General features: G+C 67.9%; 24 protein-coding genes and 1 pseudogene. 14 read left to right on the top strand and 11 right to left on the bottom strand.

The features are described 5' to 3' along the window. Window positions 1–46: 46 nt before the first annotated feature. Window positions 47–925 (bottom strand): hypothetical protein, encoded by an 879-nt coding sequence (locus tag AB0436_RS24310; protein WP_366470020.1) that lies wholly within the window; start codon window positions 923–925, stop codon window positions 47–49. Window positions 926–1,151: 226 nt separating this feature from the next. Here AB0436_RS24310 and AB0436_RS24305 point away from each other — a divergent pair, with 226 nt between their 5' ends. Continuing rightward, window positions 1,152–1,496 carry a hypothetical protein gene (locus AB0436_RS24305; RefSeq protein ID WP_366470019.1) on the top strand — a complete coding sequence of 115 codons (345 nt, stop codon included), beginning with the start codon at window positions 1,152–1,154 and terminating at the stop codon, window positions 1,494–1,496. A 412-nt stretch (window positions 1,497–1,908) separates the two neighbouring features. After that, window positions 1,909–2,341, top strand: a pseudogene (locus AB0436_RS24300) (LysR family transcriptional regulator substrate-binding protein); the annotation flags it as partial. Between the two features lie 113 nt (window positions 2,342–2,454). On the opposite strand, the gene AB0436_RS24295 reads toward AB0436_RS24300, so the two are convergent. After that, on the bottom strand, window positions 2,455–3,330 hold the full coding sequence (locus AB0436_RS24295; RefSeq protein ID WP_366470018.1) for an NAD(P)H-binding protein: 876 nt from the start codon (window positions 3,328–3,330) through the stop codon (window positions 2,455–2,457). A 63-nt stretch (window positions 3,331–3,393) separates the two neighbouring features. Between AB0436_RS24295 and AB0436_RS24290 the strand changes: the two genes are divergently transcribed. Then, on the top strand, window positions 3,394–3,990 hold the full coding sequence (locus AB0436_RS24290) for a TetR family transcriptional regulator (RefSeq protein WP_366470017.1): 597 nt from the start codon (window positions 3,394–3,396) through the stop codon (window positions 3,988–3,990). Between the two features lie 196 nt (window positions 3,991–4,186). Then, a complete protein-coding gene (locus AB0436_RS24285; RefSeq protein WP_366470016.1) occupies window positions 4,187–4,465 on the top strand; it encodes an alpha/beta hydrolase in 279 nt (92 codons plus the stop codon). A 273-nt stretch (window positions 4,466–4,738) separates the two neighbouring features. Here AB0436_RS24285 and AB0436_RS24280 read toward each other — a convergent pair whose 3' ends face one another. Beyond that, window positions 4,739–5,800: a hypothetical protein gene (locus tag AB0436_RS24280; RefSeq protein WP_366470015.1), complete on the bottom strand. Its 1,062-nt coding sequence runs from the start codon at window positions 5,798–5,800 to the stop codon at window positions 4,739–4,741. After that, on the bottom strand, window positions 5,788–6,450 hold the full coding sequence (locus AB0436_RS24275) for a hypothetical protein (RefSeq protein WP_366470014.1): 663 nt from the start codon (window positions 6,448–6,450) through the stop codon (window positions 5,788–5,790). The genes AB0436_RS24280 and AB0436_RS24275 overlap by 13 nt, the downstream gene beginning before the upstream one ends. Before the next feature lie 767 nt (window positions 6,451–7,217). On the opposite strand from AB0436_RS24275, the gene AB0436_RS24270 reads away from it, so the two are divergent. The 9 genes from AB0436_RS24270 (at window position 7,218) to AB0436_RS24230 (ending at window position 13,768) form a co-directional block, all read left to right on the top strand. Then, window positions 7,218–7,943 (top strand): hypothetical protein, encoded by a 726-nt coding sequence (locus AB0436_RS24270; RefSeq protein ID WP_366470013.1) that lies wholly within the window; start codon window positions 7,218–7,220, stop codon window positions 7,941–7,943. A gap of 39 nt (window positions 7,944–7,982) precedes the next feature. Next, window positions 7,983–8,810 carry a hypothetical protein gene (locus AB0436_RS24265; RefSeq protein ID WP_366470012.1) on the top strand — a complete coding sequence of 276 codons (828 nt, stop codon included), beginning with the start codon at window positions 7,983–7,985 and terminating at the stop codon, window positions 8,808–8,810. Further along, entirely contained in the window at window positions 8,807–10,117 is a 1,311-nt protein-coding gene (locus AB0436_RS24260; RefSeq protein ID WP_366470011.1) for an ATPase, T2SS/T4P/T4SS family, read from the top strand. The genes AB0436_RS24265 and AB0436_RS24260 overlap by 4 nt, the downstream gene beginning before the upstream one ends. Before the next feature lie 10 nt (window positions 10,118–10,127). Then, on the top strand, window positions 10,128–11,126 hold the full coding sequence (locus tag AB0436_RS24255) for a type II secretion system F family protein (RefSeq protein ID WP_366470010.1): 999 nt from the start codon (window positions 10,128–10,130) through the stop codon (window positions 11,124–11,126). Further along, window positions 11,123–12,052, top strand: a complete 930-nt coding sequence (locus AB0436_RS24250; protein ID WP_366470009.1) for a type II secretion system F family protein — start codon at window positions 11,123–11,125, stop codon at window positions 12,050–12,052. Before AB0436_RS24255 ends, AB0436_RS24250 begins: the two co-directional genes overlap by 4 nt. 35 nt (window positions 12,053–12,087) lie before the next feature. After that, the gene (locus AB0436_RS24245; protein WP_366470008.1) at window positions 12,088–12,333 is read left to right on the top strand and encodes a hypothetical protein; all 246 of its coding nucleotides are present in this window, start codon (window positions 12,088–12,090) and stop codon (window positions 12,331–12,333) included. Between the two features lie 93 nt (window positions 12,334–12,426). Further along, the gene (locus AB0436_RS24240) at window positions 12,427–12,870 is read left to right on the top strand and encodes a TadE family protein (protein ID WP_366470007.1); all 444 of its coding nucleotides are present in this window, start codon (window positions 12,427–12,429) and stop codon (window positions 12,868–12,870) included. Further along, the gene (locus AB0436_RS24235) at window positions 12,867–13,304 is read left to right on the top strand and encodes a TadE/TadG family type IV pilus assembly protein (RefSeq protein ID WP_366470006.1); all 438 of its coding nucleotides are present in this window, start codon (window positions 12,867–12,869) and stop codon (window positions 13,302–13,304) included. Before AB0436_RS24240 ends, AB0436_RS24235 begins: the two co-directional genes overlap by 4 nt. Then, window positions 13,301–13,768, top strand: coding sequence for a pilus assembly protein TadG-related protein (locus AB0436_RS24230; protein WP_366470005.1), 468 nt, complete (start codon window positions 13,301–13,303; stop codon window positions 13,766–13,768). The genes AB0436_RS24235 and AB0436_RS24230 overlap by 4 nt, the downstream gene beginning before the upstream one ends. A gap of 44 nt (window positions 13,769–13,812) precedes the next feature. On the opposite strand, the gene AB0436_RS24225 is transcribed toward AB0436_RS24230, so the two are convergent. The 5 genes from AB0436_RS24225 to AB0436_RS24205 form a co-directional block, all read right to left on the bottom strand. After that, complete coding sequence (locus tag AB0436_RS24225; RefSeq protein ID WP_366470004.1) at window positions 13,813–14,481, bottom strand: hypothetical protein; 669 nt, start codon at window positions 14,479–14,481, stop codon at window positions 13,813–13,815. 11 nt (window positions 14,482–14,492) lie between these two features. Then, window positions 14,493–15,236: a hypothetical protein gene (locus AB0436_RS24220; protein ID WP_366470003.1), complete on the bottom strand. Its 744-nt coding sequence runs from the start codon at window positions 15,234–15,236 to the stop codon at window positions 14,493–14,495. A 69-nt stretch (window positions 15,237–15,305) separates the two neighbouring features. Further along, window positions 15,306–16,541, bottom strand: coding sequence for a hypothetical protein (locus AB0436_RS24215; protein ID WP_366470002.1), 1,236 nt, complete (start codon window positions 16,539–16,541; stop codon window positions 15,306–15,308). Further along, window positions 16,538–16,759 carry a hypothetical protein gene (locus AB0436_RS24210; protein ID WP_366470001.1) on the bottom strand — a complete coding sequence of 74 codons (222 nt, stop codon included), beginning with the start codon at window positions 16,757–16,759 and terminating at the stop codon, window positions 16,538–16,540. The genes AB0436_RS24215 and AB0436_RS24210 overlap by 4 nt, the downstream gene beginning before the upstream one ends. Before the next feature lie 197 nt (window positions 16,760–16,956). Beyond that, the gene (locus tag AB0436_RS24205; RefSeq protein ID WP_366470000.1) at window positions 16,957–18,417 is read right to left on the bottom strand and encodes a pyridoxal-dependent decarboxylase; all 1,461 of its coding nucleotides are present in this window, start codon (window positions 18,415–18,417) and stop codon (window positions 16,957–16,959) included. Window positions 18,418–18,639: 222 nt separating this feature from the next. Here AB0436_RS24205 and AB0436_RS24200 point away from each other — a divergent pair, with 222 nt between their 5' ends. Continuing rightward, window positions 18,640–19,284 carry a class I SAM-dependent methyltransferase gene (locus AB0436_RS24200; protein ID WP_366469999.1) on the top strand — a complete coding sequence of 215 codons (645 nt, stop codon included), beginning with the start codon at window positions 18,640–18,642 and terminating at the stop codon, window positions 19,282–19,284. 34 nt (window positions 19,285–19,318) lie between these two features. Here AB0436_RS24200 and AB0436_RS24195 read toward each other — a convergent pair whose 3' ends face one another. Both AB0436_RS24195 and AB0436_RS24190 read right to left on the bottom strand, forming a co-directional pair. Next, window positions 19,319–20,293: a hypothetical protein gene (locus tag AB0436_RS24195; RefSeq protein WP_366470051.1), complete on the bottom strand. Its 975-nt coding sequence runs from the start codon at window positions 20,291–20,293 to the stop codon at window positions 19,319–19,321. 74 nt (window positions 20,294–20,367) lie between these two features. Then, window positions 20,368–21,015 carry a hypothetical protein gene (locus AB0436_RS24190; protein ID WP_366469998.1) on the bottom strand — a complete coding sequence of 216 codons (648 nt, stop codon included), beginning with the start codon at window positions 21,013–21,015 and terminating at the stop codon, window positions 20,368–20,370. Window positions 21,016–21,106 lie beyond the last annotated feature (91 nt).

The following is a 21,106-nucleotide window of genomic DNA, read 5'->3' as shown; positions in this document are numbered from 1 at the left end:
TAAGGAGCGCGAATGCGCCGATACGGGGCAGTTCGGCCGGTGCGGTCTACATATCCCCCGGTCGTGCCCTGGCCGGACCGCCCGATGCGTCCATCAGGAGGGTGTGAGTTTCGTAGCCGTCCGGCGCGGTCTCCGCACCTGTGCGGTACACGACCCGGACGACGCCGCTCCTGAGCAGGGCAATGGCGGGCGCATCGGTATTCTTCGGCAGCTTCTGCCTGAATTCCCTTAGTCGGTAGCGCTGGCCGTCCGTGAGATCCATCTCCGTGAGCATTCCGCCCGCGCCGTTGATGAGCTGGGCGAGCCGGGCGGCGTTCGTGTGGAGCCGGATCCAGGAGCCGTCCGTGAAGGTGATCCGGATGTCTCCGCCGGACTCGCTGTAGTTCATCCTGCGTGCCCCGGCGAGCACATCGCGGGCCGTTTCCCACAGCACATCGGCCGAGTCCAGAGTTCCGCCCGCCACCCCGAGGAAAAGCAGCCGGCGGTCGGTGAGTACGACATCCGTCCGGTAGCCCTCGGGCCGCCGTGCCGGGTCGAGTTGCCAGGGGACGGTACGGGCGAGCGTGCCGGGTGCGGCCCAGAGGACGGGGAAGTCGTCGACCTCGTTCTCCTTCTCCTCCGGGGTCCCGCGTACGGAGATGTCACCGAAGGGCGAGCCGGACACGCCGCCGAGGTTCGCTATGAGGTTGGCGATCAGCGGGACACCGACCAGGAAGCCTCGCCCGGTGCGCTGTGCCGCCCGATCGGCCCCGCCGCGGAGGGCGAACCGCGGGCCGGGCGGCCACCCCGGCAAGTCGCCCTGGATGTCGCCGCGTACGTCATCCCGGAACCACCGGGAGCCTGCCACGGAGGGCGCCTGGCCGGTCGCGAACCTGGCCGCTGTGCGGAACAGGAGATCTTCGTCCGGGCCCGGATACCAGTCCACTTGTCCTCCAGCGTCGAATTGCCCACCTGGCGCCTGGCCAAAATGCGCCGATCTCTGTGCGGTCAGCGGGAAGAACCCACGCCGGTGCTGACCCGGTACAGGGCGCCGCGTGCAAGCTACATCCTCGGACGCCGTCCCTGTTCGGTCGAGCTGACGATGGGTCCCGAGTACTGAACCACCTCGCCAGCAGGGTGGTGACAGTCAGGACCCCACCCTCGCCGACCGAATGGCCGCCCAGCACGCGGGCCGCGATGCCATGGTCGGCACTCTGCGGGCCCTTCCGGTCCTCGACGCCGCGTACGACCACTGGATGAATACGTACGCCGGGATGGGCGAGCAGGTGGGGGCCCTGCCGTCGGTGGGCGAGTTGTACGGCGGATTCCGTCGACTGCTCGCCGCCCGGCCGGGCGAACGGCTCGCCGCAATCTCAGCCGAGCGGCGTCCCTCGCGACCCCACCGGTACGACTCGCATCCGCCGACCGCTGAACGGATCGCCCTGATCGAGAAGCTGCCCGCCGATGGCCGGCCCGACGGTGCGGGGCGAGCCGGCCGCGCTCGCCCTGCTGCGTGATGCGGACGGAGTGTTCGCGGCGCGGGAGGAGCTCAAGCTGCCACCGCGGACGGCACAGTTGCGGCGCTTGAGCTGGGAGGAACTCGTCATGGCTCGCGCAGTCGTTGACGCGGAGGACTGGTCCCGGCCGCTGGTGGTCGCCGTTGGCAGAGCGCTGCGCTCCTCAGCACACGTCGCGCACGGGGCGACATCCGCCCGCCGGGGCGAACCGGCCAGGCAGTCGGACGACGCCCCCTTGCCCGATCTGGAGGAGGTGCTGGATGCGTTCGACCGCGGCCTGTTGTGGATGGAGGTCGCCGACCGCATGCCCAAACACCCCCAGGCGGCGAGGCTGATCGGGCCGTCTGCCCGAAACTTCATCCGGCCCCGATCTTCGACGGGCTCGCGGGCCTGGTCCATCTGGAGCCCCGCCGACGCCCACCACCTGGGCGACGAGGAGTTCGTCGTGGTCCTTGCCCCCGGGCACCGGCTGCTCGCCGCGGACCGGGTCGAGCTGCGGGAACTGGCGGGGGAGCCGTGGATGAGGTTCGACCGTGACAGCGCGCTCGACGGTGTGCTGCTGCAGGTGCTGCGGGACAACGGTCTGACCCCGACCACGGCCGCCCGCGTCTCCCAGACGGCGACGGCCGCGCGCTGGGCCGCCCACGGCATGGGGGTGACGCTGGTCCCGGCCTGCGCCCGTGCCCCACGGCCACGAGCACCTCGTTCGCCCGGTATCCCCGGCCGTGTCCCAGCCCGTCATCGCCGTGATCCGGCACGGCGCGGGCCCGGCGGAGAAGGCCCTTTTCGACCTCCTCCGTCAGGAGATCTGGTCTCGGCCCGCTTCCCTCTCGCCGGTGTCCTGACGGCAGAAGAAGGAAGCGGGCGCCGCTGAGTTCCTTGCCTCGTCATCACCAAGTGACGACGAGGCACAGGCCGCGCGTCCTGTCGGTACGCACGATGCCCCCGGCCGTCGTCCCTAACCTGCCGTGAACGCAGTGGTGTGGTCGGCGGCCCACTGGCGAAAGGTTCGCGGCGCCGTCCCGAGGACGTCGGCCACCGCGGTGGTGACGTACGCGGGCTGTCCGACCGCCGCGCTCCATGCGGCGAGCAGCATGTCGACGACAGAGCTGGGCGCCGTACCCTCCGACAGGCTTCGGAACTCGTCCGGCGTCATCTCCTCGAATGCGATCCGGCGCCCCAGGGCGTCACCGATGACGTCCACCTGCGCGGCTTGGGTCAGCGATTCGGGACCCGTAAGGACGTAGTCGCCTCCGACGTATCCATCCTGGTAGAGCGTCCGCGCCGCGACGGCTGCGACGTCGCGGTCGTCGACCGGTGCCGTCTCGGCAGCGCCGTGAGGCCACCGGACGACCTCGCCGGCCCGGATCGCGGGCGCCCACCAGGCCAGCGAGTTCGAAGCGAGCATCCCCGGCCGGATGATCGTCGAGTCGAGTCCGGTGGCCGCGATGAGCCGCTCGATGTCGGCGTGCAGCACCGCCATGGGATTGGGCTGCTGGAAGAAGGGGTGCGGCGTCTGGTGCGGGGAGGAGAGGAAGACGACCCGCCGTACGTGGGCTGCCAGCCGCTCGACGACGCCCGCGGCGGTCTGTGGCGGGGCGGTCCAGACGAGGAAGACCGCACCGGCGCCAGTCAATGCCGGGTCGAGTGTCTCGGGCGCAGTGAGGTCGCCGGTGAAGACTTCGACCTTCGCCGGCAGCGTCGCCGCCGCCTCGGGGCGATGGGTGAGGGCACGGACCGGCACGCCGGCGTCGAGGAGTTGGTCGATGACGACAAGGCCGACCCGGCCCGTCGCCCCGGTTACGAGCACGGGAAGGATGTCTGTCTGATGCATGCCTCTCATAAAAACGTTACTCGGTTAAAAAAGCAACCTGGTCACGAATGTTACGGTGGTCGGATGAGCGAGCCGACGGGACTGCGGGCCCGCAAGAAGGAGCGGACGCGCGACGCCATCGGCGACGCGGCCGTCTCGCTGTTCCTGGAGCGCGGCTTCGACCGCGTCTCGGTCAACGACATCGCCGCGGCGGCCGAGATCTCCAAGCCGACTCTCTTCCGGTACTTCCCCACCAAGGAAGACCTGGTGCTGCACCGGTTTGCGGACCACCAGGGCGAGACGGCACGCGTCGTACGGGACCGCAGGTCCGGCATCAGGCCGGTGACGGCGCTGCACCGGCACTTCCGGGCCGGCCTCGATCGGTACGACCCCGTCACCGGCCTCAACGATCATCCCGAGGTGGTGGCGTTCCATCGGCTGGTGTTCACCACCCCGAGCCTGGCGGGACGGCTCACTCGGTACCAGCTCGAGGATGAGGAGGCACTGGCGGACGCCCTCGGCGAGGGCATCCAGGCACGCCTGCGAGCCGCCCAGGTACTCGCGGTCCAACGGGTACTCGCCCGGACCAATTGGCAGAAGATCGCTGATGGTCGAACCGCTCACGACGTCCACCCCGAGGCCGTAGCCGATGCCGACCAGGCATTCAACCAACTGCGGTGACAGACGATACCGCCGGCCAAAGAAGGCTCTGCGGCCCGGAGCGGCCGCACTTGGTGCACTCCACGGTTGCCGGAACCGGCGTTTGCCGGAACCGGCGTTCCGGAACGCCTTCGGCGTCAGCCCATAGGGAACTCACCGCTCAAGCAGCCTGTCCGGCCCCTACACGCTCCGCCAACTCGCGGACAACACGATCGCCGTGATCACCGACGCGGGCGTCACCGACTACGTCCTCGTCGGACATTCCATGGGTGGCAAGGTCGCGCAGCTGATCGCAGCGGCCCGGCCCGCCGGCCTCCGTGGGATCACCTCGTGGGTTCCGGCCCGGCGAAGCCGGCTGCGGAGATCACTCCCGACTCTCCCACGCCTAGGACTCCGACGAGTCTGTCGCCGGCGCACGGGACAACATCCTCACCGCGACCGAACTGCCCGAATCGATCAAGTCGCAGATTGCGACCGACTCGCTTTCCAGCGCTGACGCCGCCCGCACGGAGTGGCCGCTGCGCGGCATCGCGGAGGACGTCACCGAGTGCTGCAATCCCAGTGTGGCCCGGCGGCTGGCCGCGATCCTGCGGGGCGCGCCACATGACTGACGCGCCCGAGCAACAGGATGATGACGAAGCCGAGGCCGCGGAGCAACGCCGGCGCGAGGAGTTACTCGCCAAAGTTCGTGAAGCGAACAAGCGAAGCGTGTCCCGTCCCCGGTAGCCCCGTGCTACTGGGGATGGGACATCGGGGGAGTTCGCATCGATCAGCGGTTGATGGCTTGGATTTCTTCGACGGTGACGTCTTGCGTCGTGCCGAAGGTGCCGCTGGGGAGTGTCTTCGGATTGGCCTGTCCGGTGCCGGTCCAGCTGATGTTCCAGGTGATGGTGGCCTTCAGCTTGTACGGTCCGTTGTTGCCGGAGGCGCGGAGGTAGGTGAGGCCGCAGGGTGGGGTTTTATCGGCGTCGCCCTTGACGTAGGGGGTGCCGATGGAGCCGTCAGGGTTGATGGCGCATTCGCCGGAAGCGGGGTACAGCTCCGCGTCGCTGGTGCCGGGTTCGATTTTCATGGAGACCGGGGTCGCGGTGGTTGTGGCCTGAATGTTCAGGACAGGCACTGAGGCGGTTACGGAGACGGGCTTGAAGTCGGTCTTGTCGAGCCAGGCCCAGGTGGGGAGGTTTACCTTCGTCGCGCCGCTCGGTGCGAGGGTGACCTTGGTGTCGGGGACGCGGATTTCGGCGTAGGCGAGCTGCGACAGGATTTCGGGGGTGATGGCCTGCGGGATGTCTGTGGGGGGTGGGTCGCCCTTGTCCACCCAGAAGATGGGCTTGTCACAGGACAGTGCGCCTGGTTCCCCGATACGCGAGTCGTCGACGTAGGAGTCCCACCAGTAGCCCTTGCCAGTTTTCGCCTTGTTGAAGTCCTTGTAGTCACTGCCCTTGCCGTCGCCCTTTTCGTAATGATTACGCTGTTTGGCGTCCCACTCGTATCCTGTGGACTCGGCTTCCCAGATGGGTTCGAGGTAAGCCTTGAGCTGGGCTGGGGTGTACTTCGGGGCGTACCAGCAAGGGGGCGGCGACCAGTTGCCCTGAGGGGCAACGGCTCCGGTCTGTGGGCCTTGGCCATTGTGGGTTCGGTCATAGACGACCCCGGCGCTGGCCGAGATGGTGCCGCTGCCGTCCGCATTGCCGGAGGTATCCGTTTTGGGAGGAGGCGGAGGGGCCTGGTCGTGCGATCCATCGGCCAGTGCCGGCCGGGTGCTCAGTAGGAACATAGCGGATCCCGTAACCGCTAGCGCCAGAATTCGTGGTCGATTCAGGGCTGGCACTTCGAATTCCCCCTCAAACTGATCATCTTCGTGGTGACCCAGACGCCGAGATCGTTCTTTCGCAACGCTGTGTTATAGAGGATGTAACTATTGCTCGTTACGGGAGTTTTATCGATTTTCTTGGTTTTGATGTGCAAGTCAAACGCCTTGCCCTGATCTTCGCAGTAGACCAGCGTGGCTGTTTTATCCTTGCTGACGGTTACGGTCGCGTCATAAAAGCGAAACTTCCCCGTCATTCGCGCTTTGTCGTTGACGTACTCCTGTACGTATTTCTGTGTTGCGACAGACACCTCTCCCTCCGAATAGAAGCGGTACGCCTTGTCCAGGGGATCTTGATTCGTAACCGCCAGGTCGGTGGCTTTGATGAACTGCTCGCCGTCGGAGAGGATTGCATCCTTCTCCTTGTTGCCGGTCTTCGGCCAGTCGAAGGTGTACGACATGTCCGACGGCAGCGTGATCTTCGGGCGCCCAGGCGCCGTCGAGGCCGAAGGACTGGGCGAGGTGGGCTTCGAGGCCCCCGTGTCGGCGCCCGCGATCTTGTCCGAGTCCGAGTCCTTGGACTTACTGTCACCGCCCCCGCCGCACGCGGTCAGCAGGAGGGCCGCTGCGGTCGCGAGTGCGGCGGCAACGGGCAAAGATCGGCGGTTCACGGGCGACTCCCGGTGGGGCGGTTGCGGACTATAGGTAATTGACGCTATCCGGGCGGTACTTGGTTTCACCAGAGCGAACTGGGCGGTGCCGCCGGAATACTTGTGGTGTTTCGGATGAATCGGTCGGACGGGAGGGGGTCGTGGATGTCCAGGAGGTGTCCGATCACCTGGTGGCCAGGCCCGCGACTGAGCCTCAGTGCCGCGCAGGTTCCGTCTTGGTCACGCTTGGTTCACGCTTCATGTAGTTCGCGCACTCCGTGTCTGTCGCGCGCCGCCGCGTCCCGGGTCCTGGGACCCGCCGTCCACCGCACCCGATCCTGCTGGAGTGATCGTGACGCAAGTCGGGCCGGGCCGGCCGGTTGATTGCTGTATCCGCCGTGGTTGTGAGGGGGATGCGCGTGCCGTGAGGCGGGCGGATTTGCGGCTGCATCGGCAACTGCGGTGGGAGGTCCGGGCTGGCGGGCCATGTTCGGGCGACCAGGGCGACGGCTTGGCAGGTGCAACGGGTGGCGCCCGGGAGTCCGGTGGCCAAGGGGAAATCTGGTGAAGCTTTCCGTGGTCGTCAAGCCCGGCCGGTTGTGACCGATTTGGGTCGATGTTCACGAAGGGCGCGAGGTTCGCGATCCTTATCTCGTCTTGAGGCGCTTATGTGCTGCTGCTACGGTGCGATGACTTGACAGCCTCCGGTGGCCTGGGAATCGGAACCGGATAAATGGCGGCGAAGTCGACTCGCTTATGTCGCAGAGAAACTTTCGGGGAGCAGCGGCGTGAAGGTCCAGGAGCGCACGGGCGCAGGTAACCACAGGGTTCCCTCGCCCGCACAGTCGTCCGGTGAGCGGCTTCCATCGGTGACACGTGAGCGCAAACCGGCGCTGGCCGCGCTCGCCGTGCTGCTGATTCTGGTGGGTGCGCTGGGTGCGACGGTGCTGGTGCTGCGCGCCGGCAACCGCGTCGAGGTCGCCAAGCTGGCCCATGACGTCCCGGCCGGCACGACGGTCACCAAGAACGACCTCAGGTCGGTGATGGTGGCGAACGACAACTCGATCGACTATGTCAAGTGGGACCAGGTCGGCGGGCTCGCACGGCTGCGAACCAAGAGCACCCTTTACGGAGGGAGCCTTCTGGTTGGCCAGATGTTCACCGGCGAGAAGGGCACACCCGCCGGCAAGGCCGTAGTCGGCCTCTCCCTCAAGGATGGGCAGTACCCCGCCGACATCAAGGCCGGCGACACCGTCACCGCCTACCGGGTGGGCGACAAGGTATCCGGCAGCAGCAGTGGCAGCAGTAACGACAACGCGCAGACCGGCGGCTCCGGCGGAGGGCCCATCGTCGAGCGGGCCGTGGTCACTGCGGCCGCCGCGCCTGCGTCCGGCACGATCAGCAGCGGGAACCGCTCCATCACCGTGACCGTCGACGCCGCTGACGCAGCCGCTCTCGCTGAGGCCTCCGCCAACGGCGAAGTCGCTCTGGTGCTCGTCCCCAACAACGGCTGACCCCGAGCCCATAGAGGAACATAGAGGAACGCAGAAGACATGGCGCTCATCGCCCTCGCCGCAGACAAGGGTTCGCCCGGAGTCACCACGGCCGCCCTTGCCCTCGCCGCTGTCTGGCCCCGGCGGGCGCTGCTCGCCGAAGCCGACCCGGCGGGCGGGGACCTCGTCTACCGCACCACCGGTGCCAACGGCGGGCCGCTCAATCCCAACACCGGTCTGCTGTCCATCGCCGCGGCGGCTCGCCGCGGGCTGGTGGCTGATCAGCTCTGGGACCACGCCCAGCCCATGTCGGGCGGGCTAGAACTGCTCGTCGGTCTCGGTTCGGCCGAGCAGGCCGCCGGGCTCGCCGGGGTGTGGCCGACGCTCGGGCATGCCTTCGCGACGCTGGGGGAGTCACCGCACGCGCCCGCCGACGTCATCGCCGACTGCGGGCGGATCGCCGGTGGGTCGCCGGCGATCGATCTGATGCCGCAGGCCGGCCTCGTACTGCTGGTTTCCCGTGCGGAGCCGGAGCACATCGCCCGCGTACGGGACAGGGCTGCCGCGCTTTCGGCCCAACTGCACGGTGGTCAGCGGGGGATGTCGCAGCTGGCCAGTCCGCTCATCGGGGTGCTGCTGGTCGCCGAGGCGGGGGTTTCCGCCAAGCTCGCACACCAGGTGAACGACATGCTGGTGGCCGCGCAGACCGGCGCCCGGGTCATCGGGACGATCGCGCACGACACCTCCGGCGCCGGGCTGCTGGCCGGACGGGGCCGTGGGCGGCTCGACAAGTCGCTGCTGATCCGCAGTGCACGTAAGGTCGCCGCCGATGTGTACCAGCAGTTCGGTGCGGCCTGGTCGCAGCCGAACGCCGGGGCCGGTCGATGAGCAGCGTCGTCGATCACAGCCTGGTCAAGCGGTTCCGGCAGGACGCCGGTGACCGTATCGCGGAACAGCGCCGTATCGACCAGGTCAGCAATACCCCGCCGATGTCGGGCGAGGACGAGCGGCAGTACGCCCGCGCCGTCATCGCCCAGATACTCGAGGAGTACGCGCGCGCCGAGATCAACGCCGGGCGCACCCCGTTCGACGCGGAGACCGAGGAGCAGTACGCGGCCGCGGTGCACGCGGCGCTCTTCGGGGTCGGGCGGCTCCAGCCGCTGCTGGACGACCCCGAGGTCGAGAACATCGACATCAACGGCTGTGACCAGGTCTTCGTCGGATACTCCGACGGGCGTGAGGCGCGGGTCGACCCGGTGGCCGAGACGGACGAGGAACTGGTCGAGCTCATCCAGGTGCTGGGTGCGTACTCGGGTCTCTCGTCGCGTCCGTTCGACTCCGCCAACCCGCAGTTGGACCTCCGGTTGCCCGACGGGTCCCGTCTCTCCGCGGTGATGGAAGTGGCGCGGCGGCCCGCGCTGTCCATCCGTCGTGCCCGGATGGGCAAGGTGTTCGTGGCCGACCTCGTCGGGAACGGCACGCTGACGCCGGAGCTGGCGCACTTCCTGGCCTGCGCTGTGCGGGCCCGTAAGAACATCATGATCGCCGGGGCCACCAACGCCGGTAAGACCACCCTGCTGCGGGCGCTCGCCAACGAGATCCCGCCGGTGGAGCGCCTGGTCACGGTGGAACGCGCGCTGGAACTCGGGCTCGACCAGTTTCCCGAACTGCACCCCAACGTGGTGGCGTTCGAGGAGCGGCTGCCCAACTCCGAGGGCCTCGGGCAGATATCGATGGGCGAGCTGGTGCGCCGGTCGCTCCGCATGAACCCCTCCCGCGTCATCGTCGGTGAGGTGCTCGGCGACGAGATCGTGACGATGCTGAACGCGATGTCGCAGGGTAACGACGGCTCGCTCTCCACGATCCACGCCAACAGTTCCAGCGAGGTCTTCAACCGTATTTCCACCTACGCGCTGCAGGCCACCGAGCGGCTGCCCATCGAGGCCAGCCAGATGCTCATCGCCGGGGCAGTCAACTTCGTCGTCTTCGTGCAGCGCCGCAACAACTTCGAGAGCGGCGGCCGGTTGCAGCGTGCGGTCACCTCGGTCCGTGAGGTGAACGGCGTGGACGGGCGGGTGCTTTCCAGCGAGGTCTTCGCCGAGACGCCCGACGGACGCGTCGTGCCGCACGCCCCGGTGGCGTGCCTCGAAGACCTCGCTGCACACGGCTATCGCCCTTCCGGGGCCTGGGGGTGAAGGAGACCGAATGAATGGCATCTCCTCGTTGGGCGGGATCTTCGATCCGCAGCTGCTGATCGCGCTCGGGTGCGGTGTCGCCGCGGGCGGCGGGCTCGCCCTGCTGATCCTCGCCATCCGGGGCGTCGAACCCAAGCCCGGCCACGTGAAGGCCCAGCACGGTCAACGCCGTCGGGAACTCGTACAGTTCGTCGGCCGACGCGGGTCGATCGCCGTCGGTGTCGGGCTGATCGTGCTGTTGCTGACGCGCTGGGCCGTGGCCGGTGTCGCCGCCGGACTGCTGGTCTTCTTCTGGGACCGCCTCTTCGGTGGCGCCGCGCAGGAGAAGGTCGCGATGCGCCGGGTCGAGGCGCTGGCCGGCTGGACCGAGTCGCTGCGTGACACCATCGCCGGCGCGGTCGGTCTGGAACAGGCCATCCCGGCGTCGGCGCGCGCCGCGGCGCCCGCGCTGCGGGGACACCTGGACGCGCTGGTCGACCGGCTCCGCTCGCGGATGCCGCTGCCCGAAGCCCTCCAGCACCTCGCCGACGAGATCGACGACGCTTCCGCGGACATCATCGTGGCCGCACTCATCCTCAACGCCAAGTTGCGCGGGCCCGGCCTGCGCCAGGTGCTCGGCGCACTCGCCAAATCGGCGCGCGAGGAGATCGACATGCGCCACCGCGTGATGGCGCAGCGCTCTTCGACCCGGCGCAGCGTGCAGATCGTGGTGGTCGTCTCGGTGGCGTTCGTCCTCGGACTGGCCGTCTTCAACCGGTCGTTCGTCCAGCCGTACAGCACAGCGACGGGACAGGTCGTACTGGCCGGCGTCTGCGGTCTGTTCGCGCTCGGATTCTGGTGGCTGCGCAAGCTGTCGGTGATCGAGACGCCGGAGCGGTTCCTGGTACGTGACGAGGCCGAGGTCCGGTTCGTACGTCCGGAGTCGGCCGCGAAGCCCGGCGCGCAGTCCGGGGCCCATCCCGCACCGCAGGCCTCACCGTTCAACACGGGCCAGGGGGCGCCGCGATGATCGACATTCTCACCGCACCGGTACTGATCGGGGCGGTACTCGGCCTCGGCGTCTTCGTCCTCGTACGCGCCCTGTCCCGCACCAAGCGTTCCGCCGTTTCGCAGGTGCGGCGCATCGACGCGCTGCGGGCAGCGGGTACCGCGTACGAACGGCCGAGCGGGCAGGACGGGGACGACGGACGGTTCGGCTCGGTGCGGGCCCAGGTGGGTGCGCGGATCGCCGAGCTGTACCTGCAGCAGGGCTGGGAGCAGCGCTCGCTCCGCTCCGACCTGGCGGTCCTGGACCGCGGTTGGGAACGGTTCCTGGCGACCAAGGTGCTGCTCGGCGTATCGGGTCTGATCTTCGGGCCGATGCTGTTCGCCATCGCCGTGGTCATCGGCTTCGGTCACGGGCCGATCATTCCGGTCTGGCTGGCGCTGGCCTTCGGGGCGGTCTTCTTCTTCCTGCCGGATCTGGAAGTACGCCGGGACGCGGCGGACAAGCGCAAGGATCTGCGGCGCGTCATCGGCGCATACCTGGACCTGGTGTCGATGAACCTGGCCGGTGGCCGGGGTCTGCCCGAGGCGCTGATGGCGGCCGCCGAGGTGAGTGACGGATGGGCGCTGCGCCGGATCCGTAACGCACTCGCCGACGCCCGGATCACCGGCACCAGCCAGTGGCTCGCACTCGGCCGGCTGGGCGAGGAACTGGGCATCGAGGAACTGAAAGACTTGTCGTCGTCGCTGGCGCTCGTCGCCGACGACGGGGCGAAGGTCCGTGAGTCGCTGGCCTCCAGGGCCGAGACGATGCGGCACCGCGAAATGGCCGAGATCGAGGGAGCGGCCGGTGAGAAGTCACAGTCGATGCTTGTCGCCCAGCTGCTTCTCTGTGCCGGCTTCCTGGTCTTCCTGATCTATCCGGCCGCGATGCGCGTCTTCCAGGTCTGATCCCGCTACCCATTCTCCCGAGAGGAATCCACCCCATGTTCGGACGCCGCTTCAGTCACCCGACTGTCGACTTCCTGATTACGTTCCTGCAGGCCCGCGTCGAGCGTGCCCGCTCCGAGGACACCGACCGCGGCGCCTCCGCCGTGGAGTGGGTCATCATCTCCGCCGTCGTGGTGGCGATCGTGGGCGTGGTCGCCGCGATCATCAACGCGGCGCTGAGCGACGGTGCCAACAAGGTCGGCAACTGCATCAAGGGCGCCAGCGCGAGCGGCACCTGCTGAGTCGCCGGAGCCGAGTCGGCGTCGGAGTCGGTGTCTGAGTCGGCGTCCGACGAGTCCACGTCACCCCGAGTCACTGTCACTGAACGGGTATTGGTGCGTCAGAGGATCAGAGCGTTCGTACGCCGCAGGGTGGAGGCAGCCTCCACCCGCGGCGATTCCGGCATGACCGCGATCGAGTTCGTGTTCCTGACCCCGGTCCTGTTCTTCATGATCTTCGCGACGGTGCAGTTCGCGCTGTACTTCTTCGCCGACCACGTGGCCCAGGCCGCCGCCCAGGCGGGCGCGCGCAAGGCACGTGCCGAGGCGGACGCGAATCCGGGCGGCTGGCGCGGCGATGCGGGTGACGTCGTCGACAGCTACATCCAGCAGCTCGGCTCGAAGCTGGTGCTGCATCCGTCCGTGACCATGCTCAATCCCGACCAGGACACCGTGGGGGTGGAGATCGCCGCGAAGGTGCCCAGCGTCTTCCCCGGCCTCGATCTCACGGTGCACGCCCAGTCGCGGGGGCCGGTCGAGCGGTTCGTGGAGGACAAGTGACGGGGGCGCAGCTGCGGATACGGGACTTCCTGCATCGCCGATGCGGCGGTGGCGACCGGGGCCTGTCCACCATCGAAGTGGTCATCCTCGCGCCCATCATGATCCTCTTCATTCTGGTGCTGGTGGGCTTCGGCCAACTGGTCGAGGGCCGCGGAGCCGTGGACAGCGCGGCACGCGACGCCGCCCGGGCCGGCTCCATCCAGAAGGACGGCTCGGTGGCGATGTCCGAGGCCCGCAGGGCGGCCGAAGCCGACCTGACCGACGTCTGCTCCGGTCCGGTGACAGTGTCCGCCAAGGGCTTCGTCAAGGGCGGTTTCTTCACCGTCGATGTGAGCTGCCAGGTCCGCGGACTCGCCATGCTCGGGCTGAACATCCCGACCACCCTCAGCGGCCACTCCACCTCGCCGATCGACCCGTACCGGAGGACCCAGTGAGCGCGCCGACCGGGTTGGCCGGCTGGATCGAGTCGCGGCGGGCAAGGCTCGACGACCGGGGCTCGGGCGCCGCCGCCGTCATCATCTTCGCCTTCGTGTTCCTGGCGCTCGCCGCCTTCGTGGTCGACGGCGGCCTGTCCATCTCCCAGCGCGAACGCGCCGCGGACATCGCCGAACAGGCTGCCCGGTACGCGGCCCAGGACATCGACACCGAGGCCCTGTACGGCAACTCCGGCGGCGCCGCACCGATCAAGTACCAGGACTGCGACGCCCGGGTGCGCGCCTTCGCCGTCGAAATGGGCATGAGCGCCGCGGACATCGCGGGCTCGCACTGCACCGCGGCCAACGCCCAGCGGGTCGAGGTGACGGTCCAGCTCACCTACGAGCCCATCCTGACCGGCATGTTCTACAGCAGCTCGATCACCGTGCACGGGTCGTCGGTTGCGGAGTCCGTCACCGGCTGAGGGGGCTTCGCGGCTTCGCGGCTTCGCGGCTTCGTGGGGCGGATTCAGCCGGTCAACCGCTGGGCCAGTGCGGCGCGGAGTTCTTCCGGGTGGCGGGTGGGGGCGCACCAGATGGGGGAGGGGGCGAAGCGTTGGGGTGATCCGGATTTCCAGAAGGAACGTTCCACGGGTGGGCGGAACTCCGGAACGCTCGCGCGGGAGAGTTCGACGTTGAGCACCAGGACCGCCCGCATGTAAGGCGCCGTCAGAAGACCGAGCTTGATCGCACGGGTGGCAACTTCTACGCGGGACGTGCCCACACCATCGCCGAGCTTGGCGATCTTGCGGATCTCCGCCCGGTCTGTGATCACGTCGACCTGTTGCACCGCATCCCACGGGCAGAAGAAGACCTGCCGCCGCTGTGCTCTCGCCCGTGACAGCTTGGTTTGCCTCTTTCCGCCGGCCCGTTTGGGCTCGAGGCGCTGGATGCCGCCGATCCAGATTCCGGCCGCATCGGCACGAATGCCGATGGGCCGGTCCTCGGCCAGGTGAATGCCGCCGAGACTCAGGGAGCCGAAGAGCCCCAGAATCACACCGATCATGAACACGTAATTGCCGGTTACCCCGACCGCCGTGAACGACGCCACCATGAGCAGCGGCCAGAAGAAACCGTGGAACACGAGCGGCCACCGCAGTGCGGACCGCTCCTCGGTGTAATGGACGGGCTCGGTCATCTTGGGCAGGTTCATGCAGCGTTTCCCTGGCGGGTGAACAGGTCGGACAGGAGGCGGCCGAGGGCTTCTTCGTCACAGTCGATCGGCGCGGGGGTGCCGGAGCTGTCGGTGCTTTCCTGCTCGACGCGCAGGCCCGAGGAGGCGCCGCCGCGGTACACCTCGAAGCGATCACGTGCTGGTCCCGAGCCCTTGTTGGGCTGGTACACGTCGATGATTTTGGGTGGACGTCGGCCGAGCTTGTGGCCGGCAGGCGCGCGGTTGACCCAGCGCAGCAGGGAATTGACCGCTTCGGCCGGGCTCACCAGTGCGTACTCATAGGCCGGCCCGAATTTCGTGGGTAGCTTCCCGGGGCCCGCCTCGGCCAGTACGGCACGCAGGCCTCGGCCTTCCTCGGCGATCCCGTAGAGGCGCATCCGTTCCGGTGCCGCTTTCGTGCCCTCCGCGCGGACGACAACGAATGCCGGTTGGGTGCGGCCGGCCAGAATCAGGGCGAGCAGGGGGCGGACAGGCAGAGCGACATTCTCCGTGGAATCATCCTCGATCGCCCCGGGCTCCGGTTCGTCGAGCAGTCCACGGTGGACGAGGAATTTCAGTGCCGTAGCCGAAAGCCCGAACCGTTCAGCATCCGTCATGCCCGACCACCACGACCACGAGACCTCGTCGATCAGCGTGGCCTGCATGGCACCGAGCGCGCACAGCTCGGCCGTCGACAAGGCCGGTAGCTGAACAGCGCCGTCCCGTTCGACCTGATCCATGAGGGCCCGTGTCGCATCGGTATCCGCCTGCCGCGGGTCACCTGTCATGTGTGCTGTCTCCGTCCGACTTCAGAAAATGCTGGTGACCGCATGCCAGGTGCTCTTGGCAGCGGATGCGACGGCGTGGCCGGTGGAGTCGCACACGTTTTTGAACGGCTTCCAGTGGTGGTAAAGGTAGTCGCCGCCCAGGAAGAGGCCGGTACCGACCATGACGACTTCGCCCACACCCGGGACGGCGTCCAAGGGCGTGAGAAGGGCGACGGTGTCCCACCCGACAAGCCCGGCGTTGACCCCGGCGGCGCTGCGGTCCACCCAACCCATCGCACCCTTGTCCTCGGGATTCAAGATGGTGTAACCGTCGCCGATGAGTGCCAGTCCGTTCAGGCCCACTCCCACACCGCGCAGCCAAGGCAGCCGCGCGGCTTCGCTCAAACTCGCTGCTTTCGTCCCCGCATTCCACTTGCCGATAGCGTCCCAGTCCCTGGCGAAGTCGTCGATCGCCTGGGCCAGATCGGCTTCCGTGGCCTCCCCACTGCTCATGGCTTTCATGATCGGGCGGGCCATCTTCGGGAAGTCGGCCTCCATCAGCTCGGGAATCGTGGCGGCGAACTCCTCGGCGTCCTTGACGCTCTCCTCTGCCCCCTCCGCGGAGTGCATCAGCTTGAGCAGCACCATGTCGGCATACGGCGCCGGTACGGCGTGCAGCTTCTCGTCCCACTTCCGCAGTTCGCCCTCAGGACCGAAGAGCTTCTCCCACAGTCCGGGGTTCTCTTCCTTGAGTTCCTCGCCCGCCTTGTCCACCTGCGCTTTGAGCTGCTTAGCGGACATCGTGTCCGGGCAGGTCCTGGCCAGCGTGGTCTGCGCCTGGCCGAGCGCGGTCGCGCAGGTGCCTGCGGCGCGGCTCAGGGCCGACTGCGCTTCGCTGACCTGCTGGCCCAGCTGGTGCACCGACTGGCCGTGGGCGGCGGCTGAGGTGTGGGAGCTGCGCGCGTCCTTGCTGGAGCTCGTGTTGGCGCCGTTCACGGCCTTCTGCGCGGTTTCCAGCGCTCCGGCGTACTTGTGCAGCGCGGTATGGGCGGAGGCAGCGGCCTCGTGTACTGCCTTGAAGCGGGGATACACGCCTTCCGCGGCGGTCTTGTACTGCGTGGCCAGCGGACCGGTCCACCCCTTGAGGATCGCCTCGACATGCCGCTGGAAAGTCGTCAGCAGCGAGGAGTGATCGTGCGCGAGGCTCTTGTACGAGCGGGCGGCCGTCCGCAGGCTCTCGGGATCGCCTGACGGCACCGGGTAGGTGGGCGCGGTCACTTGCCGGTGGCCTTCCTGAGATTGGCGGCGGTGGTTGTGGCCACCTCGCCCAGATCGCTGACGGAGGTGCTGGTGTCGGCTGCCGCTTTCGCCACGGCGCGGGCAAGTGCGGTGACCGCCGAGGCCACCCTGGCGTCGCCCGCTGCGCCGGATGCCTGCTTTCCGGCCGAGGTCGCTGTTCGGGAGTGTGTTTCGGCCGAGGTCACGACCGTTTTCATGGATGAAGCAGACGCATGTATGTGCTCTGCGTCACCCCCGCGGTAGCCCACTGCTGTCGCACCCCGTTCTGGAAACCCGGCCTCGGCCGAGCACCTGCAACGGCCGCCTCAGACGTTTCTCGGCGGAATGGGTCGGCGTCAACGCCGGATCCTGCGGATCGCACACTCTTGGCCCGCTGGTAGGTGGTTTTTTACGATCAGCTGGCAGTGTCGTGGGGCGTTTTCCGCCGGGCGCGCGGCGCGCGGTCGGTGCTTTCGTTGACGACTCGTACCAGCTCGTCGACGTCCGCCCGTGTGGTGCGGAAGCTGATGACACAGGCGCGCAGTGCCGGACGGCCGTCGAGACGGACGGGGCTGATCCAGGCGACGCCGCTGTCGACCACGGCATGGGCCAGGGCCGAGTGGTGCGTCCACGACGCGTCGGGGGAGAGGCCGTCGGCGGTGGGATCGGCGAAGCACACGACGGGCAGCGGCGTGTCGTTGACGATCGTCCACCCGGAGTCCGTCAACTGCCGGCGAAGCAGGCCGGCGAGCTCGGTGTCGTGCTCCAACTGCTGCGCATATCCGGACCTGCCGGCGACCGCGAGGCTGAGGAAGAGCTTCAGCCCGGTGAACCGGCGCGACCACTGCTGGCTGGAGGTGTATGGGTCCACGGTGTCGGCGACGTTGCCCGGCATGTACGAGGTGGTGACCCGGAAGGTCTCCGCGAGCCCTTCGCTGTCGGTGCACAGCAGGGCGCCGGCTCCCATCGGGACGCTCAGCCACTTGTGGGCGTCCACGGTGATCGAGTCGGCGCGCTCGATCCCGGCCAACGCCCCGGCCAACTGGTCCGAAAGGGCCGCCGCGCCGGCGTAGGCGGCGTCGACATGCAGCGCGAGATCCAACTCGTCACACAAATCGGCAAGTGCGGGCAACGGATCGATGGCGCCCGCGCCCGTGGTACCGGCGGTACCGGCGACCAGGAAGGGCAGGTACCCGGCACGGCGGTCGGCTACGATCCGGGCGCGCAGGACATCGAGGTCCATGCGGAGGTCTTCGTCGACCGGTACAAGGCGCACCGCCTGCCGCCCGAGCCCGGTGGCGTGCGCGATCTTCAGCCACGCCAGGTGGCTCTCGGCGGACGCGTACAGCACCGGCTGACCGGGCAGTGCCCGAAGCCCGTCGGTGCCGTACTGCGGCCACCTCCTGGTCAGCGCGAGGAGCACTCCGGTGAGGTTCGCCTCGGCGCCACCACTGGTGAACGACCCGGCCACCTCGTCGGCCGGGTAGCCCAGGCGGTGGCCGAGGAAGCGCAGCAGGTGCGCTTCGATCTCTACCGCCGCAGGCGCGTGCGACCACGCCGCCAGCTGAGGATTGAAGGCCGCGGCGAGCGTGTCACCGACGACGCCCAGCAGCGTCGGGGCCGGGTTGAACAGCCCGAAGTACCTCGGGTGGGCGGTGTGTACGGTGTACGACCGCAGCAACGCCACGACATCGTCGATCGCCTTCCCCGGATCGACCGGTTCGTCGAAGTCGTAGGCGCGGACCGTGGAGCGCAAGGCCGTGAGGTCCACCGGCGTGCTCACCGGCCGCGCACGGATCGCCGCGCCTTCCTCTTCGAGCACGTCCACGATGTGCTGCCACACCTGCCTCGCCGCCTCGGGCCCAGGCTCGAACACGTCGCGGCCCGTCGGAAAGCCCGGCCCGGCAGCGCACGTCCGACCGGTGCCCGCTCCGTCATGGGGGCCGATGTCGCCGCTGCGCGGTCCTCGCTGGTTGCTCACCTCTCCCATCCTGGCCCCATCGAACAGCCGGCTCAAGCAGCCATGCGCTGTGAGGCCCTGCGCCGCATCAGGAGTCGGCCGCCGTCGCCGCCGGTTGGTCGACTAGCGTGTTGGACCATGACCGCCGACGGATGGTTGGCAGACACCCGAAGCTCCTACGACACGGTGGCGGCCGACTATGCCGACCAACTGCGCGATGCCCTGGTCGGGAAGCCTTACCTTCGGGCGGCGCTGGCGTTGTTCGCCGGACTGGTTCACACCGCCGGCGGCGGACCAGTGGCAGACGTGGGCTGCGGACCCGGGCATGTCACCGCCCACCTGCAGGAACTGGGGGTCGATGCATTCGGTATCGATCTTTCACCGGTAATGATCGACGTGGCTCGGCGTGACCACCCTGGCCTTCGGTTCGAGGTGGGCTCGATGACGGATCTCGGTCTCGCCGACGCGTCGGTCGGTGCGCTGCTCGCCTTCTGGTCGTTGATTCACGTCCCTGACGATGCGATCCCTACGGTCCTCGGGCAGTTCCGGCGGGTGCTGCGTCCTGGCGGACCGCTGCTGCTCGGATTTCACTTGGGCGACGGGTCGCGACTGAAGACGCAGGGCTATGGCGGCCACCCGATGAAGGTCCATGTCCACCGCCGGCGGCCTGACCGAATGGCGGCCTGGCTGTGCGAGGCCGGATTCACTGTCGAGGCTCAATTGCTGCTCGGCCTCGACGAGCACCTTCCCGGCGTAGTCCTTTTTGCGCGCCGCCAGTCCTAGCCCGATGGCTCGGACGCAGGTGACCGAGGCGCGGTCAGCGGTTGATGGCCTGGATTTCCTGGACGTTCATGTCCTGGGTGGTCTCGAAGGTGCCGTCGGGCAGGTCGCCGCCGGTGTTGCCGGAGCCCTTCCAGGAGATCTTCCAGGTGATGGAGGCCTTGAGCTGGTACGGGGTGCCGTTCGTGGCGTGCAGGTAGGTGATGCCGCACGGCGGGGTCTGGTTGGCGTCGCCCGGCTTGTACGGGGTGCCGATGGAGCCGTCCTTGTTGAAGGCACAGGTGCCTGATGCGGGGGAGGTCTCGGCGTCCGCGGTACCCGGGTCCAGGTGGAGGCTGACCGGCTTGGCGGTGGTCTCGGCCCAGAGGCCGGTGCGGGGGAGCGCTGCGCGGACCACGACGTCCTTGAAGGTGCCCTTGTCGAGCCAGATCCAGGTGGGGAGGTTGACCGTGGACTTGGTTACCGGCTTCAGCTCGATGCTGGTCTGGGGGACCTTGACCTGGTTGTAGGCGTAGTCGGCGAGCATTTTGGGAGTGGGGGTGTGGGGGATCTTCGGGACCTGGCCGGCGTCCTGCCAGAACATGATGCGGCCGCATTGCCAGGAGTCGGGGTCGGATACGTCCGGTGCGACGCTCCGCCAGAAGTAGCCGTCCTTGCCGACGTTGTACTTCTTGTAACCGGGGGCGACGGTCTGGGTGTCGTCCATGTTGGTTTCGGGCTTGCCGTCCCGGTAGTGGTCGGTCCACAGGGCTGTTCCGAACCAGGACTCGTGGATACCGACGTCACCGTCCCCGCCGGACGACTTCACGAAGCTCTTGAGGCCTTCCGGTGTGAAGACCGGCTCGTACCAGCAGGCTGGTGGCTTCCAGTTAGGGTCGATCGAGGCGAGGTTGCCCTTTTTGCCGCTGCCGCCCCCGCCCTTGGGGTACGTGATCACGATCTGTGAGTGGGTGGCGGACGCGTTGAGATTGCCGTGGTTGTCGGAGCCGCCCTTCGTACCTCCCCCGCCGATGGCCTGGGCGGAACCCGGGAAAAGTGCTATAGCGGCGAGTGACGTGACAGCGAGAGTTGCTGTCCTCCGCAGCCTCACGAGGCGCACCCACCCCTCTTCGAGTCGACTGAAACGGTCTGCCACACACCCTTATCGCTCTTCTGCAGGGTGGACGTGTAGAACACCTCGGGGTCCGTACCGGCGGGATTGCCTTCGGTTTTACCGGTCTTGCGGTTCTTGGAGTACGCCTTGCTCTCATCCATGCAGTAACTGAGCATCGCGCGAGTCTTATTGCTGCCGAGCAGGGTAGCTTTGGCGTCATAGACTGGGGCCTTGCCGATGACCGTCAAATCTTTGTCGGTGTACGTCTTGATCCAATTCCGGTCCTGGGAGAGTCCGGCGTCGGTGTCGTAGAAGGCCAGGTAGTCGGCTTCGGGGTCGTTCGCGATGATCGCCGCGTATCCCGCCTTTACCTGCTCTTTGCCGTCATTGAGTACGGCCTGCTCGTCGGAGTCGGAGCTGGTCCATCCCTGGAAGTCCAATTGGAACGACTTCGGGATCTCGATCTTCGGCCGGGTGGCATCCGGTGACGTGGAAGCGGATGCTGCCGGAGGGCTCGACGACCCCTCGTCCGCGCCCTTGATCTTGTCCGATGACGAATCACCGCCGCCTCCGCAAGCGGTCAGCAGCAAGCCCGCGCTTACGGCAAGGGCGGCGGCGATGATCGGAGTGCGGCGAGCCACGTGTGTTCTCCCCCGGTGTGCGGCCGAAATCCGGCAGTCCTGAAAGTGTGCAGACAGGGAAGAAACTACCAGCAGCATGTAAAGGGCATCG

It is taken from the genome of Streptomyces sp. NPDC051322 (assembly GCF_040689485.1).
Classification (GTDB): Bacteria; Actinomycetota; Actinomycetes; order Streptomycetales; family Streptomycetaceae; genus Streptomyces.
This window is presented reverse-complemented; position numbering and strand designations above follow the sequence as displayed.

Coding starts and splice junctions, on each gene's coding strand:
- AB0436_RS24305 (WP_366470019.1), top strand. CDS start 1,152: ATGGCCGCCCAGCACGCGGGCCGCGATGCCATGGTCGGCACTCTGCGG.
- AB0436_RS24295 (WP_366470018.1), bottom strand. CDS start 3,330: ATGCATCAGACAGACATCCTTCCCGTGCTCGTAACCGGGGCGACGGGC.
- AB0436_RS24290 (WP_366470017.1), top strand. CDS start 3,394: ATGAGCGAGCCGACGGGACTGCGGGCCCGCAAGAAGGAGCGGACGCGC.
- AB0436_RS24265 (WP_366470012.1), top strand. CDS start 7,983: ATGGCGCTCATCGCCCTCGCCGCAGACAAGGGTTCGCCCGGAGTCACC.
- AB0436_RS24260 (WP_366470011.1), top strand. CDS start 8,807: ATGAGCAGCGTCGTCGATCACAGCCTGGTCAAGCGGTTCCGGCAGGAC.
- AB0436_RS24255 (WP_366470010.1), top strand. CDS start 10,128: ATGAATGGCATCTCCTCGTTGGGCGGGATCTTCGATCCGCAGCTGCTG.
- AB0436_RS24250 (WP_366470009.1), top strand. CDS start 11,123: ATGATCGACATTCTCACCGCACCGGTACTGATCGGGGCGGTACTCGGC.
- AB0436_RS24245 (WP_366470008.1), top strand. CDS start 12,088: ATGTTCGGACGCCGCTTCAGTCACCCGACTGTCGACTTCCTGATTACG.
- AB0436_RS24225 (WP_366470004.1), bottom strand. CDS start 14,481: ATGACCGAGCCCGTCCATTACACCGAGGAGCGGTCCGCACTGCGGTGG.
- AB0436_RS24220 (WP_366470003.1), bottom strand. CDS start 15,236: ATGGATCAGGTCGAACGGGACGGCGCTGTTCAGCTACCGGCCTTGTCG.
- AB0436_RS24210 (WP_366470001.1), bottom strand. CDS start 16,759: ATGAAAACGGTCGTGACCTCGGCCGAAACACACTCCCGAACAGCGACC.
- AB0436_RS24200 (WP_366469999.1), top strand. CDS start 18,640: ATGACCGCCGACGGATGGTTGGCAGACACCCGAAGCTCCTACGACACG.